Below are 13,355 nucleotides of genomic sequence, written 5' to 3'. Positions count from 1 at the left end.
GAAATTCCCCCGAGCTGGTGCATCCGGTAGGACATCAGTATGGATGCCGTCTCAGAGTGCGCGGAGCGATTTGTCCTCCAGCGCACGCCGGACAGCCAGTAATCCTGCTGCATCGGCTTTGGCGTATGTCACCTCCGTGGTGGCCGCGGGCGCGCCGGCCGATCGAACTCTGCGGGTGAGGGTGCATTTCCATCCCGACGCCCTGGTTGGGGACGTGACCGTGCTCGCCGCTCTCGCTCGGGACGGGCTGTATCGGTCGCAGTTCGAAACCGGGATAGGTAATGGCGGGCTGTCGGCGCATCCGGGCGGTGCGCGCTGGCTGTGGGAGAGCCGCATGTTCGGCGGCTGCTACGACCAGGCGTCGGCCTCGGAGCGGCCGAAATACGGCTCACTCAACCACCGCGCCGACTGCTATGGCGGATCACCCCGCTTCGGCCCGTGCTATCTGCGACTGGCCGAGCACACACTGGATCGCACCACCTTCTGCTTCCCCGACAGCGTGTTCGAACCGGACTCCTTCGGCACCGCGATGCGGATGGACCTGATCAGCGCGGTCGAGCAGACCACCATGGCCGACCCGCTCGACCACTACATCGAAGCTCACCTGCACGGCCCGCTGTCCCTGGGCCGACGACGTCGAGGAACTCGCTCTCGACCCCAGCTACCGCGACACCGCTATCCATGACGTCGCTGCGAGCCTGCCCTGTCCGATCGGCTGGCACGACGGCTACACCCTCGGCATCGAGCAGATCCGCGCACGCCCCGACTACCGCGGTGCCACGATCGTCGAGTTGGCCGAAGCCATCACCGAGACCGAGACGCTCACCCCACACATCCTCGGCCGGGCACGCGCGTGGGCCGACCCGCACGAGCTGAAGAAGGTCTGGCACTACCTCGCCCGGTTCGGTAAACGGCTGTGAGCACTCCCGCAGGAGGTGATACCCCGACTCCTCGGGTTCGTTGCCGAACACGACGCAACCCGGTGATGAGAAGCAAGTTCGACCGGGCGACAAAGATAGAAGGCGCGGAGCGCACGGCACGGTGTCTCGCGAACGATCGTTTCCGATCCACGATACCGCGCGCCATGCCGCAGAAGCGGACGTCGCCACGATGCCACGTTGCCACGTTGCCACTCGTCAATCGTCATGTAATCGGCACGTCAGTGCGTCCGGCCGCCGCTCGGACGGTCCGAGCCGCCTGCAAGCGGCAAGACCGGATGTTCTGCGCTGCAAAGGGTTCCGGCCACGGGTTGCTCCGCGCCCGGCAGTTGGTCAGTGCGGTCAGCGGTGGGGATGCGTGCGCACTCGGCGTTGTGATCTTTCCGGCCTCCGGTATGTCAGTGGCCGTTGCTAAGTTCGCCGCGTGAGTGAACACCAGCAAGAAGTGGTCGAGATCGATGCGGCCACAGCACGATTCCTGCGCCTCAATCGTGGACCGGACAAATATTCCGAGCGGATCCTCAATCTGGTTGAGGGGTGCCAGCTGCTCGATGCGATCCCGCTGCTCGTGGGAGCGGATTTCGGGTCGTGGTCTCGCGTGGATGTCGACCGGATTCTCGAGCGGATGGGTTGGCCGGTCGAGGAGGACCGGTACGGGGTCAAGGCCGTCATCGAGACGGATTCGCAGTGGTCGTATGTGAGCGCGGCGGTGACGCCTGACCATATGGATCCCGAGCGGTGGGGGTTCGGTGAATTCTATGAGTTGTCGATGACACAGTATGTCACTCCAGCACAGTTGGATCGGGCGTACGCGTCGGCGCTGGAAGCGTGCGTGCGGCTGCTCGGCGCGCCACCACTGATCGGTGGACCTGACGCCTTCGCGATGTGGTGTGGACCGGATATCACCATCAGGTTGACGCGTTCGATCCGATACTCCAACCTCCACCTTGGCATCGAACCCACTCAGCCGTCGGCCGGCCGCGAGCACTGGGAATGGAAGTGGAATGAGGAATGGCAGAGTCGGGACAGCTGGCAAGTGCGTCCCGACCGCACCCGCAATGGCGGGATGCCGGAGTGGGGTCATCCTGAGCCGCCCGCGACGACATGGGATGGCCTCGACGGCAGGCTCCGCGAACTGTTCAGCTCACTGGGCGCGGATATGCCCACGCTGCGGGAGTACGTCACCAATATCGTGTGGACGATCGACAGCCGCAGTTCGAAAGGCTTTGTGCAAGGCGTCTTCTCCACGGATGCAGGCACGTGCTACATCGAGATGTGGGACAACGGCGAAGAGCTTTTCAGCCAGACCTATCCGCTGACGATCGAGGGCAGCGAAGACGCAGCGACCGCAACCCTGGCCCGCCTGCGTGAAATCGCCACAACCCCAGAGGAATTGCGACTGAGCCAGGCCTGGACAGATGAGGGCTACACAGATGAGGGCTACACAGATGAGGGCCGACAGCGGCCATCGTCCCGAGTCCTGTGGAAAATCCGCTTCGGGCTGAGCCCCGATAACTCCTGACCGTGTTCAGCGCTGCGCCGAGGGTGTTCTGTCGCCCGGATGCGGAGCACCGATGCGAACGTGCCACCGCCACCGGCGGCGCGGTGGTGCCCCTGTCCGGGACGAACCCCAGCCACGGCAGACTGCACAGAAACACCGCCAGGCCCAAGCGCACACTCGCCCCGCCACCTTGCCGGATGAGAAGCGTTTTCGGGAGAAAATCGGACTCGGCGAACCTATTCTGGACAACAAACGCCTGGGCGCCGACGATACGCGCGACCCGATCGAAACCACACCGATCACCCTGCCGCTCCCCACCGTTACCGCTGGACGGTCGGACGGTTCGTAGCCGCCCCGACGAAAGGGGACGTCGCGCGCCGCCTCGGGAGGTACGCTCACCGCCGGAAAGCCAGCGGACCCGATCGCCGAGCCGGCGACCTGGTCAACCACCGGCCAACTGGACCGAAGGATGACCGCGATGTGCAGTTACCGTCTCGATTCCGAATATGCCGATCCGACACCGTTGAAGGTGCGGATCGACACCCACGACCGCTATTCGGAGCGGCCCGATGACCCTACCGCGGATGTGCTGACTGCGCTGAACCTAACCGGAGCCGAACATCTAGCCGATATCGGCTGCGGTGACGCCCGCTTCCTCGCCCACCTGGCCGACAGCGGTCACCAGGGTCCGCTAGTCGGTATCGATACCTCCCCGGCGATGGTCGCCGCCGCGAATGCCGTGTTCGGGGTACGCGGCGTTTTCGGCAGTGCGGAACGGATCCCGTTCGACGACAACAGCTTCGATGCGCTCACTGCCCGGCATATGCTGTACCATCTCGCGAATCCGGTCGCCGCGCTCCGGGAATTCCGGCGCACGACCAAACCCGGCGGAACGGTGGCCGTGGTCGTCAACCATCCTGGAACCTATCCGCACACGACCGAACTCGTGGCCGCGCATGCCGCGACCTACGGCCTCGGCGCGGCCGATGCGGTCACCATGACCGTCGACTCCGACACCTTGCCGGAGCTGATGTCCGAGGTTTTCGGAGAAGTGCGGATCAAGCGAACCGATAATGCGCTCGTCTTCGAAACCCCGGATCCGCTGGTCCGCTTTGCCGAGGCGCTGTTCACGTTCTACGGCGTCACCCCGAATCATCCACGGCGACAGGCGATTCTGAACGATCTGCGTGAGGACGTCGAAGATTGGTTCACCCATCATCCGGGGTGGACATGGCGCGATCCCAAGGGATACATCGTCGCCACGGCCGTGGTCGATCACCAGGGCAGCGCGCTGTCGGCGTCGACGTAGGTTCCGGGTTCACCAGGACATCCAGTCCGCCGTCGGCCTCGATGGTCTGTACCGCTGCGGCCACGGACCCATCATCCGTGATTTCGAGTCCAACCGCCCGCGCACCCAAGCGACCGTTCGGTAACCCGGGTCCCGAAGTAGATGGTGCGCCCGGGCCCGAAGCCGAGGCCCTTGTTCGGTCCGGTGATCGATATGGCCGCCAAGCCACCAAAGCTAGGTTTTAGAGCACGCTCGAAGTCAAGGTCTACCTTCTCCGCGTTGCCCTCCTGTGCTGAGTGTGGTTGTTGCGAGGTGCGTTTGGTTGGTTGCTGATTTGTGGTGTCTTTGGATTGTGAGATTACATATATAAATGCGCATATCTACCTACCTAAATGTATTTTGGGTCGTACCCAGTCTTCTTCGCCATGCCCAAACCGCCGCGCACATCGCGATGAACCACACAATTCCCCTGCGCCCCTATGCATTTCCCCACTCCTGACCCTGGCGCCAGGCCGCCCCACTCCCCCAGCCATTTCACCGGGTCAGGATTCCTCACGGCCCGGATGAGCCCCGGTCCCGAGACTTCCGCACGGCTGCTTTCGGGGAGGCACACGAGATGGACGGTCGCGCGGATACCTTGGTCAAGTGGACGGATCCGGTGTCGCCGTTGAGATATTGCCCGGATTGGCGGAATGCCTTCCGACTGCTGGCGTGGTGGCGTCGCGGTCGGCGCACAACATCTATAACCGCGTCCTACCGCCCAACCCACGGCCCCGGCCCCAACCCCTGCTCCTTCGTCGACCTGCCGCCAGCTGCGCCGACGCGGCTACTGTCCCCCGCTGGGCGATGTGCGGGCAACGAGATTCGAGGGTTGCGGCCCGGAACTCGGCGATTCGATATCTCGGATGATCGCCGAGGCCAGCCGGGCCTGGCGGATGGCGAGTTCGTCCGAGATAACCGGTCGTTGGCCAGCCACCAGCTGATGGTCTGTAGGAACATGCCGCCCAGAATGGTCGCCACCAGGTCGACGGCGGCGGGCAAGTGGGCGGCCGACATCGTGGTGACCGAGTCCTGGATTCGGGCGGCGAACCGGGGGCTTCCCTCCGAAACCGGCCACGCCGGAGGGAAGCGGATCCTCACCATCGGTAGTGAATAGGGCCGGCGGAAATCGGGGTCGGCACCGATGGTGCCGACCCCGATCCATCTCAGGATCCGGTGAACTGTTCGCCGGAGATCGACCGTGACTGCTCGCCATCCACGCCCACCGGAATATCGCCCTCGAGTGTCGTGCGGTACAGCACGCGGGTGACGTCGAGGTGGTTGAGGTCGCCTGGGGCCAGATGGGCAGTAGCGCGGTTGTCCCAGAATGCCAGGCTGCCCTTCTCCCAACGGAATCGGACGGTGTAGGCCGGATTAGCGAGTTCGTCGAACAACAGCTGGAGTACGCCATCGCTCTGGGCCGGGCTCAGACCGACGATGTGGGTGGTGAAGCCGGGGTTGACGAAGAGCACCTTCTCACCGGTCACCGGATGCACACGCACGACCGGATGTTCGGTCACGAGCGGGGCGTTGGCGACCTTCTTGGCGTAATCGCTCTCTTCGTTCCATGCCGGACGGCTGCCGCCGAACCGGTGCACGGCGCGAAGGCCTTCGACGAACGTGCGCAGCGACTCGGGCAGGTTCGCGTAGGCCGCGGCGAGATTCGTCCAACTGGTGTCCCCGCCGCGTTCCGGCGCGATCTCGGCCCGCAGCACTGAGGCGGCGGGCGGGTTGATCAGTGCGGAGACATCGGTGTGCCAGTGGTTGGTGTAGGTGAATTTCTTGACACCGAAGCGCTTTTCGTAGAGCCGGCTGTCGACAGCCAGGATTTCCGGAAATTCGGTCGGCGCGTCGTCGTCGTAGGGATGCGAGGGCGTGACGGCACCGAATCGCCGGGAGAAGGCGATGTGTTCGGCGTGGCCGATGTGCTGGTCGCGGAAGAACAACACCTTGTATTCGTAGAGAGCCCCGGTGATATCGGCGACCTCCCGATCGGTGAGTTCGGCCCGCAGGTCGACGCCTGCGATCTCGGCGCCGATATGTCCGGCGACGGGCGTGATCCGGAGGGTGGTGGTGAGGTTTTCGCTAACGGCGGTCATGGTCGCACTTTCTTCGGCAATGGATGGGTTTGAGCGGCGGGACCTCGGCGACAACCGCTGCTGCCCATGCGCATGAAGTCGACGGCTCGCCGCCTGGTCAGGTGGGGACTCATGCGCCGAGTTCGGTTCGTACCTGGGCGAATTGGCTTTCGACCGGCGCCAATCCGTAGTGACCACGTAGCGTTGTCGCGGTGTAGTCGGTGCGGAACAGGCCGCGCTCCTGCAGAATCGGGACCACCCGGTCCACGAAGTCCTCGAGACCACCCGGCAGGTACGGCGGCATGATATTGAAGCCGTCGGCGGCGCCGTTTTCGAACCAGGACTGCAGTTCGTCGGCGATATCGGTGGGTGTGCCCGCGAAGGTCCGGTGTCCGCGCCCGCCGCCCAGTTTGCCGATGAGTTGGCGCACCGTGAGGTTCTCACGCTCGGCCAGCTCTTTGACGAGAGTGAATCTGCTTTTCCCGCCCTCGATTTCGCTCTCGGCGGGCAGCGGCGGTAGTGGTGCGTCGAGTGCGTATTCGGTGAGATCGACACCGAGCAGCGTGGACAGTTGCCGCAGGGCGTAATCCGGCGAGATGAGATCGGTGAATTCCTGCTCGAGCGCCAGCGCTTGTGCGCGGGTATCGGCGATGAACGGCACCAGGCCCGGCAGCACCTTCAGGTCACCAGCCGAACGACCGTACTTCGGCAGGCGCGCCTTCAGATCCCGATAGAACGCCTGCCCCTCGGCGAGCGAGCGCTGTGCGGTGAACACTGCCTCGGCGTAACGCGCGGCGAAATCCTTACCGCTATCCGACGACCCCGCCTGCACCAGCAGCGGCCGCCCCTGGGGGCTGCGCGGGGAATTCAGTGGACCGCGCACGCGGAAACGATCACTGGCGTAGTCGATGGTGTGCACCTTGTCCGGATCGGCGAAGATGCCCGCATCGGCGTCGAGCACAATCGCCGACGATTCCCAGCTGTCCCACAGCCGCACAGTGACATCGACGAATTCCTGTGCCCGCTCGTAGCGCCTGGCGTGTTCGGGTATGGCGTCGAAGCCGAAGTTGAAGGCCTCGTCCTCGTTACCCGAGGTGACGATATTCCAGCCCGCCCGACCGCTGCTGATGTGATCGAGTGAGGCGAATTTGCGTGCCAGGTTGAACGGTTCGTTGTAGGTGGTCGACGCCGTCGCGATCAGCCCGACCCGTTCGGTTGCCGCGGCGATCGCGGCAAGCAATGTGACCGGTTCGAATACGGCCAGGGTATTTCGCTTGATCCGGGGACCCACCGCCAATCCGTCGGCGAAGAAGACCGAATCGAGTTTGCCGCGTTCGGCGATCCGGGCGAGCTCCTGGAAGTGCCGTACATCCAGCACTCGCCGCTCCTCGGTGCGCGGATGCCGCCACGCCGCCTCATGATGGCCGACGCCCATGAGGAAGGCATTGAGATGGAATTGCTTCGGAGGTAAAGACATCGGAGTCCTTAATGGGAGGTGCGCCACCGGGAGAGGCGGCGTTCGAGGGCCACGAGCAGGCCGTTGAAACTCAGCCCGAGCAGTGAGATGGCGAGAATGCCCGCATACATATTCGGGATCTGGAAGTTCTGCTGGGCCGCGGTGATCAGATAGCCGAGCCCCGCACGGGCACCGACCATTTCCGCGGCGATGAGTACCAGGATCGAGGAGGCGGCGGCCATTCGCACACCAGTGAAGATCGACGGCACGGCGGCGGGCAGGACCACCTTCTGGAACAGCCGAATCGGCGCGAAGCCCAACGAGACAGCGGATTTGATCAATAGCGGGTCCACGGTGCGCACACCGGTGATCGTGTTCAACAGGATCGGGAAGAAACTCGCGTACACGACGAGCGCGATCTTGGATGTCTCCCCGATACCGAGAATCAGGATGAACACCGGCAACAGCGCCAAGGCCGCGGTATTGCGGAACAATTCGAGGATCGGATTCAGGAACTCCGCCACCGGTCGGTACCACGCGATGGCGACACCAACCGGAATGGCCACCGCGAGCGCGAGTGAGAATCCCGTCGCCGAACGGGTAAGACTGGTCGAAACGTGCTCCCACATCTCGCCGCTGCGCACCAGATCGACAAAGGCCCGCGCGACGGTCGAAAACGGCGGCAGGAATACCTCGTCCACCAAACCGAGTCGCGGCGCCGCCTCCCACACCGCGACCAGCAGACCGATAGCGAAGGTGGGCTTGAAGATTCGCCATGTCAGCGCTCCGACCGCCCGCAACACCCGCGATACGTCTACTTTCCGCGCCGGCTCCGACTCGGCTTGGCCGCGGATGATGACCGGCCGTGACTTCTCGACGACTTGCACCGCACTAGACATGAACCGGCTTCCTCTCGATGCTCGTGGCCGACAGCGACTCACGCTCGAGTCCCTGCGCCCGGGTGACTTCGCTCTGCAATTGCGACCAGATCTGGTGCCGGGCCTCTCGGAAGGGTTCGCTGGAACGCACGTCCGCACCGGAACGACGGTCGATATCGATATCGACCATCGCCTTGATCCGCCCGGGACGGGAGGTCAGCACGGCGACCCGCTGGCCGAGGTAGACGGCCTCGTCGATGCCGTGGGTGATGAACAGAATAGTTTTGCCGGTCGCCCGCCAAATCCGTAATAGTTCGTCTTGCAATGACTCCCGGGTCTGGGCGTCGAGCGCGGCGAAGGGTTCGTCCATCAGCAGCACTTCCGGATCGAAGGCGAGGCTGCGCGCGATGGCGACACGTTGCTTCATACCGCCGGACAGCTCGTGCGGATAGCGGTCGCCGAATCCGGTCAGCCCCACCAATTCCAGGTACTCGTCGGCGATCGTCCGACGCTCCCGGCGCCGGACACCTTTGGCCTCCAAACCGAATTCGATATTGGCGCGTGCGGTCCGCCACGGCAGCAGTGCGTACTGCTGGAAAACGATGCCGCGATCGAGTCCGGGTCCGCTGATCGGCTTGCCGTCCAACAGGATTCGCCCGGCACTCGGCCTGCTCAGCCCACCGAGCAGATCCAGCAGCGTCGATTTCCCGGAACCACTCGGGCCGACGAGCACCAGGAACTCACCATCGCGCAGTTCCAACGAAATATCCTCGATCGCGGTGAACTCCTCGTTCGAACCACGGACCGGGAACTTTTTGCGCACTCCGGTGAGTGCCAGTTTCACCTGACTCATTTCGCCGCGACCGCCTCTCCAGTCGGTCCGGTGGTCGGACCGTAGGTCCCATTGGCGTACGGGTTGTCCTTGTTGGTGTACAGATCCTTCGCCGCCAGCTTTCCGGCGGGCAGGTCACCGTTGCGGACCAGCCAATCGATCCAGATCTGCAATTCCTTCTCCGCGATCACGGCGCCGGGGACCGGAAGGCCCGGACTCCGCCAGAATTTCAACAGATCGGTATTCTCATTGCGCCCGCGCTTGTTGATGATCGATGCGAAGCGTGCGACCACCTCATCACGCGGGGTCACCTGCAGCCAGCGCGTCGCCCGCGCGGTGCCCTGGACGAAGTCCTTGACTGCTTCCGGATTCTGGGCGATGTAGTCGTTGCGGAAAACATAAGTGCCGTAGTCGAATTGACCGAACAGATCCTTATCGGTGTAGAGCGTGTGGACACCGCCGCGCCCGACCGCGCTCTCCCGGAAGACTCCCTGGAGCGCGCCGACATCGATCTGGCCCTTGCGCAGCGCGTCCTCGGTATTGGCCGGTGGCACCACGATCAACTCGACCTGCTTGATCTCCTGTTCGGTCAGCCCCTGCTGGTGCAGCCATTCCCGGGTGATGAATTCATGGTGTGCGCCAAGGGTATTGATGCCCACCTTCTTGCCGATCAGATCCCGGGGCGACTTGATGCCCGAATCGTCACGGACGAAGTAGCCGGTGAACGACTGCTCGTCCGCGCCGTACGAACTGAGCACCGACGTCACGGGCGCACCGCCCGCGACCAACTTGACGACGGCACCGTTGAAGGCGCTGCCGAACTCGATCTGACGGGTCGCCGTAGCCTGGATATTCGCCGGTCCGCTGGTGGTGTCGCCCTCCCAATGCAGCGCGATCTTGCTGAAGTAGCCGAGATCGTCCGCCAATTCGTAGGCCTGGACTTGGCCGGTCGCACCCTGGTAGCGCAGTACGGCTTTGCCGTCGGCATTGGTGCCCGGCTCGGACTTGCCGCAACCGGCGAGCACCGCGACCGCGGTGGCGATGGTGAGAATGGCGGCCACCGCACGGACGAACCGTGGCCTGGATTTCTGGGACAACGTCATGAGAGTTCTTTCACGCAATGCGCACTGCCACAACGCGATAAGGCACGCTGCAATGGCAGGTAAGCGCGGAAAATTACCTGATTCGGCTAATGCGGAACCTTTTCGGCGACCGCGGAACTCAGGCGCGACAGACTCCATGTGGCAGACGCATGAAATCCACCGTGCGACGGCGGATCAGCGCAATGGATTCGATCATGTCAACGACCTTCGTGGGACTCGGATAGAAGCGGCGACCCCGCGGCTTTGTGTCTATAGTGGGGTCGACCGCCATGGACGACAATGCCGATTTCACATTGTGAAAATCACCGTGAGTACAATTCCACCGGCGCGTCGGTGATCGCGGCGGTGGACTGGAACAGTGGCCCGATCCGGCCCGCGATCTGCCGCATAGCAGGCACGATGCCGCGCACCAGCTCCTCGTTCAGCCGCGCCGAGCGGGCCTGCACGCCGAGCGCACCCCACACCTGCCTATCCGGGCCGAGAACCGGCACCGCCACCGAGCGAACCGGATCCGCGCGCTCGATGATCTCCACGGCGAAACCGCTGCGCCGCACGCGATCCAGATCCGTCGTCGGCAGCGGCGCGGGCCTTCGATCGAGTCCGTCGACAGCAGGCGCGAAGGCCAGCAGGGCCTGACCGACGGCGCTGGAGCGCAGTGGCTGACGGGCCTGTGGCAACTGGTTGGGGCAGAAGTAGACCGGCGGCCGCGCCTGGAAGACCGTGACCGCGTCCCGGTCGTCGGCGATACTCAGGCTGACGGTGATCTTGATGCCCGCGGCCAGTGCGTAGAGGTGCGGTGCGGCCGCGTCGATGCCCAGCCGCGATAGCGCGGGCCGGGCCAGTGATGCGAGCCCGTGTCCGATGCGATAGCGATCGGTCGCCGGATTCTGCTCCAGCAGCCGACCCCGCACCAATGCCTGGGCCAGCCGATATGTGGTGCTGACCGGAAGTCCGGCCCGATGCGCCAATTCGCTCACCGATAGCTCGGGGTCATCGCCCTCGAAGCAGTTCAGTACATGAATCGCGCGGTCGACCGCTTGCGCACCCGAACGGGGTTGATCGGCGGCAGTCATGGTTGTCCTCCTGATATGTCTACCGATCGGGATGTGGCCAGAACTATCGCCGAGCGATACCGGCCCGGCAATGGTTCTGCGCCCGCTGCGCCGATTTCTCGCGCGGGAAGGTCGGTGGCGTCAAAATCGCGCTGATTCGAAGGGTTTCGCACTTCCGATGACGGTCACAGAATCGAATTCCCTGCGCTGACCCCGCATTCTGCCGACCATTGCCGCCTTTGTCGGCCCGCAATCCCGACGTATCAGGAGCAGACGCATGAGTGAACTCTGGCAGACCAGCACCGATGTGCTGGTGATCGGCGGCGGTCCGGCCGCCGCATGGGCCGCCATCCACGCGCGGGAGGCCGGCGCCGAGGTGACCCTGGTGGATAAGGGCTACTGCGGAACGAGCGGCGCGACAGCGCCTTCCGGCACCGGCGTCTGGTATGTCGCCCCGGAGGCGACCGCCCGTGCCAATGCCAAGGCCAGCCGGGAGGCACTCGGCGGCCATCTCGCCGATCACTATTGGATGGATCGCGTCCTCGAGCAGACCTACACCAACATGAATCGGCTTGCCGTAGAGGGCAAGTATCCGTTCCCGACCGATCCGGCGACCGGCGAGCAGTTGCGCACCGGCGTGCAGGGGCCCGAATACATGCGCCGGATGCGCGCGTGGGTCAAGCGGCGCGGCGTCCGGATCCTCGACCATTCACCGGCTCTCGAACTACTTGTCGACGATGACGGCACAGTGCGTGGCGCGGCCGGCTACCAGCGTCAACTCGACCGCGACTATCGCATCGCGGCGGGCGCGGTGGTGCTGGCCAGCGGCGGGTGCGCATTCCTGTCCCGCGCGTTGGGCACCAATGTCGACACCGGCGACGGCGCGCTCATGGCCGCCGAGGTGGGAGCGCGGTTCTCCGGGATGGAATTCTCCAACGCCTACGCGATCGTGCCGAAGGGTTCGACCATCACCAAGACCGCCTACTACGGCTATGCGACATTCTTCCACGAAGATGGACAGGTGCTCGAGGGTGCGGGCTCCACGAAGGGCCGATCGGTGCTCGCGCGAACCCTGTTGTCGGAGAAGGTATTCGCCCAACTGGACCGGGCCGATCCGATGGTGCAGAAACAGATGCGGCTTGGGCAGCCCAACTTCTTCCTGCAGTTCGATCGGCGCGGCATCAACCCGTTCACCGATCGTTTCGAGGTCGATATGCTCGCCGAGGGCACGGTGCGCGGCACCGGCGGCATCGATATCGTGGACGACGATTGCGCGACGACGGTTCCGGGCTTGTTCGCAGCGGGCGATGCGGCGACCAGAGAACGCATCTGTGGCGGTTTCACCGGTGGTGGCAGCCACAATTCGGCGTGGGCGATGTCGTCGGGGAGTTGGGCAGGCGCAGGTGCGGCACACTTCGCGCTAGGCTCGTCTCGACCGGACGATGCGGCCCTGCGTGGTGCGGGACGAACCGGCTTGCTGCCCGCCGGCTCGCCCACGCTCTCGGCGGCCGAGGTAGTCGAGGCCGCGCAGGCTGAGCTGATTCCGTTCCAGAAAAACTATCTACGGCACGGCGAACGGCTACGGTCCGCACTCGACGCGCTGGATACGCTATGGGAGCGCGCCGGTAAGGAACTCGGTGGTCGGACCGGTGACGATCGCATCCGCGCCAGGCAAGCCGCGGCCATTACCGCAGTCGGCCGGTTGATGTACGAATCGGCCCTGGCGCGCACCGAGACTCGTGGTATGAGCAAGCGCGCCGACCATCCGGAGCAGGATCCGGCACAGCGCCACCACATTCTGTCCGGCGGCCTCGACGCCGTGTGGACCAAGACCGCCGAGCTCGCATCATGATCGAAGTCGTACTCGCCGACGCCTGCATCGGCTGCGACAAATGTGTGGATGCCTGCCCCACCAATGTATTCGACCGCACCGAATCCGGAATCCCGGTCATCGCAAGGCAATCCGACTGCCAGACGTGCTTTATGTGTGAGGCCTACTGCCCCACCGACGCCCTCTACGTCGACCCCGAATCCACCCCGCTACCGCCCGGCAGCCTGATTGCCCAGGATCAGATCGGCCGTTACCGCGAGAAGATCGGCTGGGGCAAGGGCCGCACCGCAGGCAGTCTGCTCGCCATCGGCCCTCGACTCCCCCACGGTGCGCCACCACCCCGCCTCAGCACCTGACCA

General features: G+C 64.4%; 13 protein-coding genes. 7 read left to right on the top strand and 6 right to left on the bottom strand.

The annotated features are described in order from the left end of the window. The first annotated feature begins 175 nt into the window (after positions 1 to 175). From ACW2Q0_RS25635 to ACW2Q0_RS25615, 5 genes are all read left to right on the top strand, one after another. On the top strand, positions 176 to 685 hold the full coding sequence (locus tag ACW2Q0_RS25635; protein ID WP_457193466.1) for a DUF3626 domain-containing protein: 510 nt from the start codon (positions 176 to 178) through the stop codon (positions 683 to 685). Then, the gene (locus ACW2Q0_RS25630) at positions 678 to 920 is read left to right on the top strand and encodes a hypothetical protein (RefSeq protein ID WP_457193512.1); all 243 of its coding nucleotides are present in this window, start codon (positions 678 to 680) and stop codon (positions 918 to 920) included. The genes ACW2Q0_RS25635 and ACW2Q0_RS25630 overlap by 8 nt, the downstream gene beginning before the upstream one ends. Positions 921 to 1,362: 442 nt before the next feature. Then, positions 1,363 to 2,460 carry a DUF6301 family protein gene (locus ACW2Q0_RS25625; RefSeq protein ID WP_457193465.1) on the top strand — a complete coding sequence of 366 codons (1,098 nt, stop codon included), beginning with the start codon at positions 1,363 to 1,365 and terminating at the stop codon, positions 2,458 to 2,460. A 457-nt stretch (positions 2,461 to 2,917) separates the two neighbouring features. Next, complete coding sequence (locus ACW2Q0_RS25620; RefSeq protein WP_457193464.1) at positions 2,918 to 3,748, top strand: class I SAM-dependent methyltransferase; 831 nt, start codon at positions 2,918 to 2,920, stop codon at positions 3,746 to 3,748. A gap of 595 nt (positions 3,749 to 4,343) precedes the next feature. Next, entirely contained in the window at positions 4,344 to 4,883 is a 540-nt protein-coding gene (locus ACW2Q0_RS25615; RefSeq protein ID WP_457193463.1) for a hypothetical protein, read from the top strand. A 49-nt stretch (positions 4,884 to 4,932) separates the two neighbouring features. Here the strand turns inward: ACW2Q0_RS25615 and ACW2Q0_RS25610 are convergent, their stop codons facing one another. The 6 genes from ACW2Q0_RS25610 to ACW2Q0_RS25585 all read right to left on the bottom strand — a co-directional run bounded on the left by ACW2Q0_RS25610 (position 4,933) and on the right by ACW2Q0_RS25585 (position 11,186). Beyond that, positions 4,933 to 5,865 carry a TauD/TfdA dioxygenase family protein gene (locus ACW2Q0_RS25610; protein WP_457193462.1) on the bottom strand — a complete coding sequence of 311 codons (933 nt, stop codon included), beginning with the start codon at positions 5,863 to 5,865 and terminating at the stop codon, positions 4,933 to 4,935. Positions 5,866 to 5,974: 109 nt separating this feature from the next. Continuing rightward, positions 5,975 to 7,321: an LLM class flavin-dependent oxidoreductase gene (locus ACW2Q0_RS25605; protein ID WP_457193461.1), complete on the bottom strand. Its 1,347-nt coding sequence runs from the start codon at positions 7,319 to 7,321 to the stop codon at positions 5,975 to 5,977. Between the two features lie 8 nt (positions 7,322 to 7,329). After that, positions 7,330 to 8,199: an ABC transporter permease gene (locus ACW2Q0_RS25600; RefSeq protein ID WP_457193460.1), complete on the bottom strand. Its 870-nt coding sequence runs from the start codon at positions 8,197 to 8,199 to the stop codon at positions 7,330 to 7,332. Continuing rightward, positions 8,192 to 9,031, bottom strand: coding sequence for an ABC transporter ATP-binding protein (locus tag ACW2Q0_RS25595; protein ID WP_457193459.1), 840 nt, complete (start codon positions 9,029 to 9,031; stop codon positions 8,192 to 8,194). Before ACW2Q0_RS25595 ends, ACW2Q0_RS25600 begins: the two co-directional genes overlap by 8 nt. Then, entirely contained in the window at positions 9,028 to 10,113 is a 1,086-nt protein-coding gene (locus ACW2Q0_RS25590) for an ABC transporter substrate-binding protein (RefSeq protein WP_457193458.1), read from the bottom strand. Before ACW2Q0_RS25590 ends, ACW2Q0_RS25595 begins: the two co-directional genes overlap by 4 nt. Before the next feature lie 302 nt (positions 10,114 to 10,415). After that, the gene (locus ACW2Q0_RS25585; RefSeq protein ID WP_457193457.1) at positions 10,416 to 11,186 is read right to left on the bottom strand and encodes an IclR family transcriptional regulator; all 771 of its coding nucleotides are present in this window, start codon (positions 11,184 to 11,186) and stop codon (positions 10,416 to 10,418) included. Positions 11,187 to 11,442: 256 nt separating this feature from the next. On the opposite strand from ACW2Q0_RS25585, the gene ACW2Q0_RS25580 reads away from it, so the two are divergent. Beyond that, positions 11,443 to 13,017, top strand: coding sequence for an FAD-dependent oxidoreductase (locus ACW2Q0_RS25580; protein WP_457193456.1), 1,575 nt, complete (start codon positions 11,443 to 11,445; stop codon positions 13,015 to 13,017). Continuing rightward, positions 13,014 to 13,352 (top strand): 4Fe-4S dicluster domain-containing protein, encoded by a 339-nt coding sequence (locus tag ACW2Q0_RS25575; RefSeq protein WP_457193455.1) that lies wholly within the window; start codon positions 13,014 to 13,016, stop codon positions 13,350 to 13,352. Before ACW2Q0_RS25580 ends, ACW2Q0_RS25575 begins: the two co-directional genes overlap by 4 nt. Positions 13,353 to 13,355: the final 3 nt, after the last annotated feature.

The sequence above is a fragment of the Nocardia citri genome (genome assembly GCF_054065835.1).
The sequence above is the reverse complement of the archived record's forward strand: the minus strand, read 5'-3'. Positions and strand labels throughout refer to the sequence as shown.

Bases quoted from the DNA above. Each gene is read 5' to 3' on its own strand.
- ACW2Q0_RS25590 (WP_457193458.1), bottom strand. From the start codon at position 10,113: ATGACGTTGTCCCAGAAATCCAGGCCACGGTTCGTCCGTGCGGTGGCC.
- ACW2Q0_RS25580 (WP_457193456.1), top strand. From the start codon at position 11,443: ATGAGTGAACTCTGGCAGACCAGCACCGATGTGCTGGTGATCGGCGGC.
- ACW2Q0_RS25585 (WP_457193457.1), bottom strand. From the start codon at position 11,186: ATGACTGCCGCCGATCAACCCCGTTCGGGTGCGCAAGCGGTCGACCGC.
- ACW2Q0_RS25605 (WP_457193461.1), bottom strand. From the start codon at position 7,321: ATGTCTTTACCTCCGAAGCAATTCCATCTCAATGCCTTCCTCATGGGC.
- ACW2Q0_RS25600 (WP_457193460.1), bottom strand. From the start codon at position 8,199: ATGTCTAGTGCGGTGCAAGTCGTCGAGAAGTCACGGCCGGTCATCATC.
- ACW2Q0_RS25610 (WP_457193462.1), bottom strand. From the start codon at position 5,865: ATGACCGCCGTTAGCGAAAACCTCACCACCACCCTCCGGATCACGCCC.
- ACW2Q0_RS25575 (WP_457193455.1), top strand. From the start codon at position 13,014: ATGATCGAAGTCGTACTCGCCGACGCCTGCATCGGCTGCGACAAATGT.
- ACW2Q0_RS25620 (WP_457193464.1), top strand. From the start codon at position 2,918: ATGTGCAGTTACCGTCTCGATTCCGAATATGCCGATCCGACACCGTTG.
- ACW2Q0_RS25595 (WP_457193459.1), bottom strand. From the start codon at position 9,031: ATGAGTCAGGTGAAACTGGCACTCACCGGAGTGCGCAAAAAGTTCCCG.
- ACW2Q0_RS25615 (WP_457193463.1), top strand. From the start codon at position 4,344: ATGGACGGTCGCGCGGATACCTTGGTCAAGTGGACGGATCCGGTGTCG.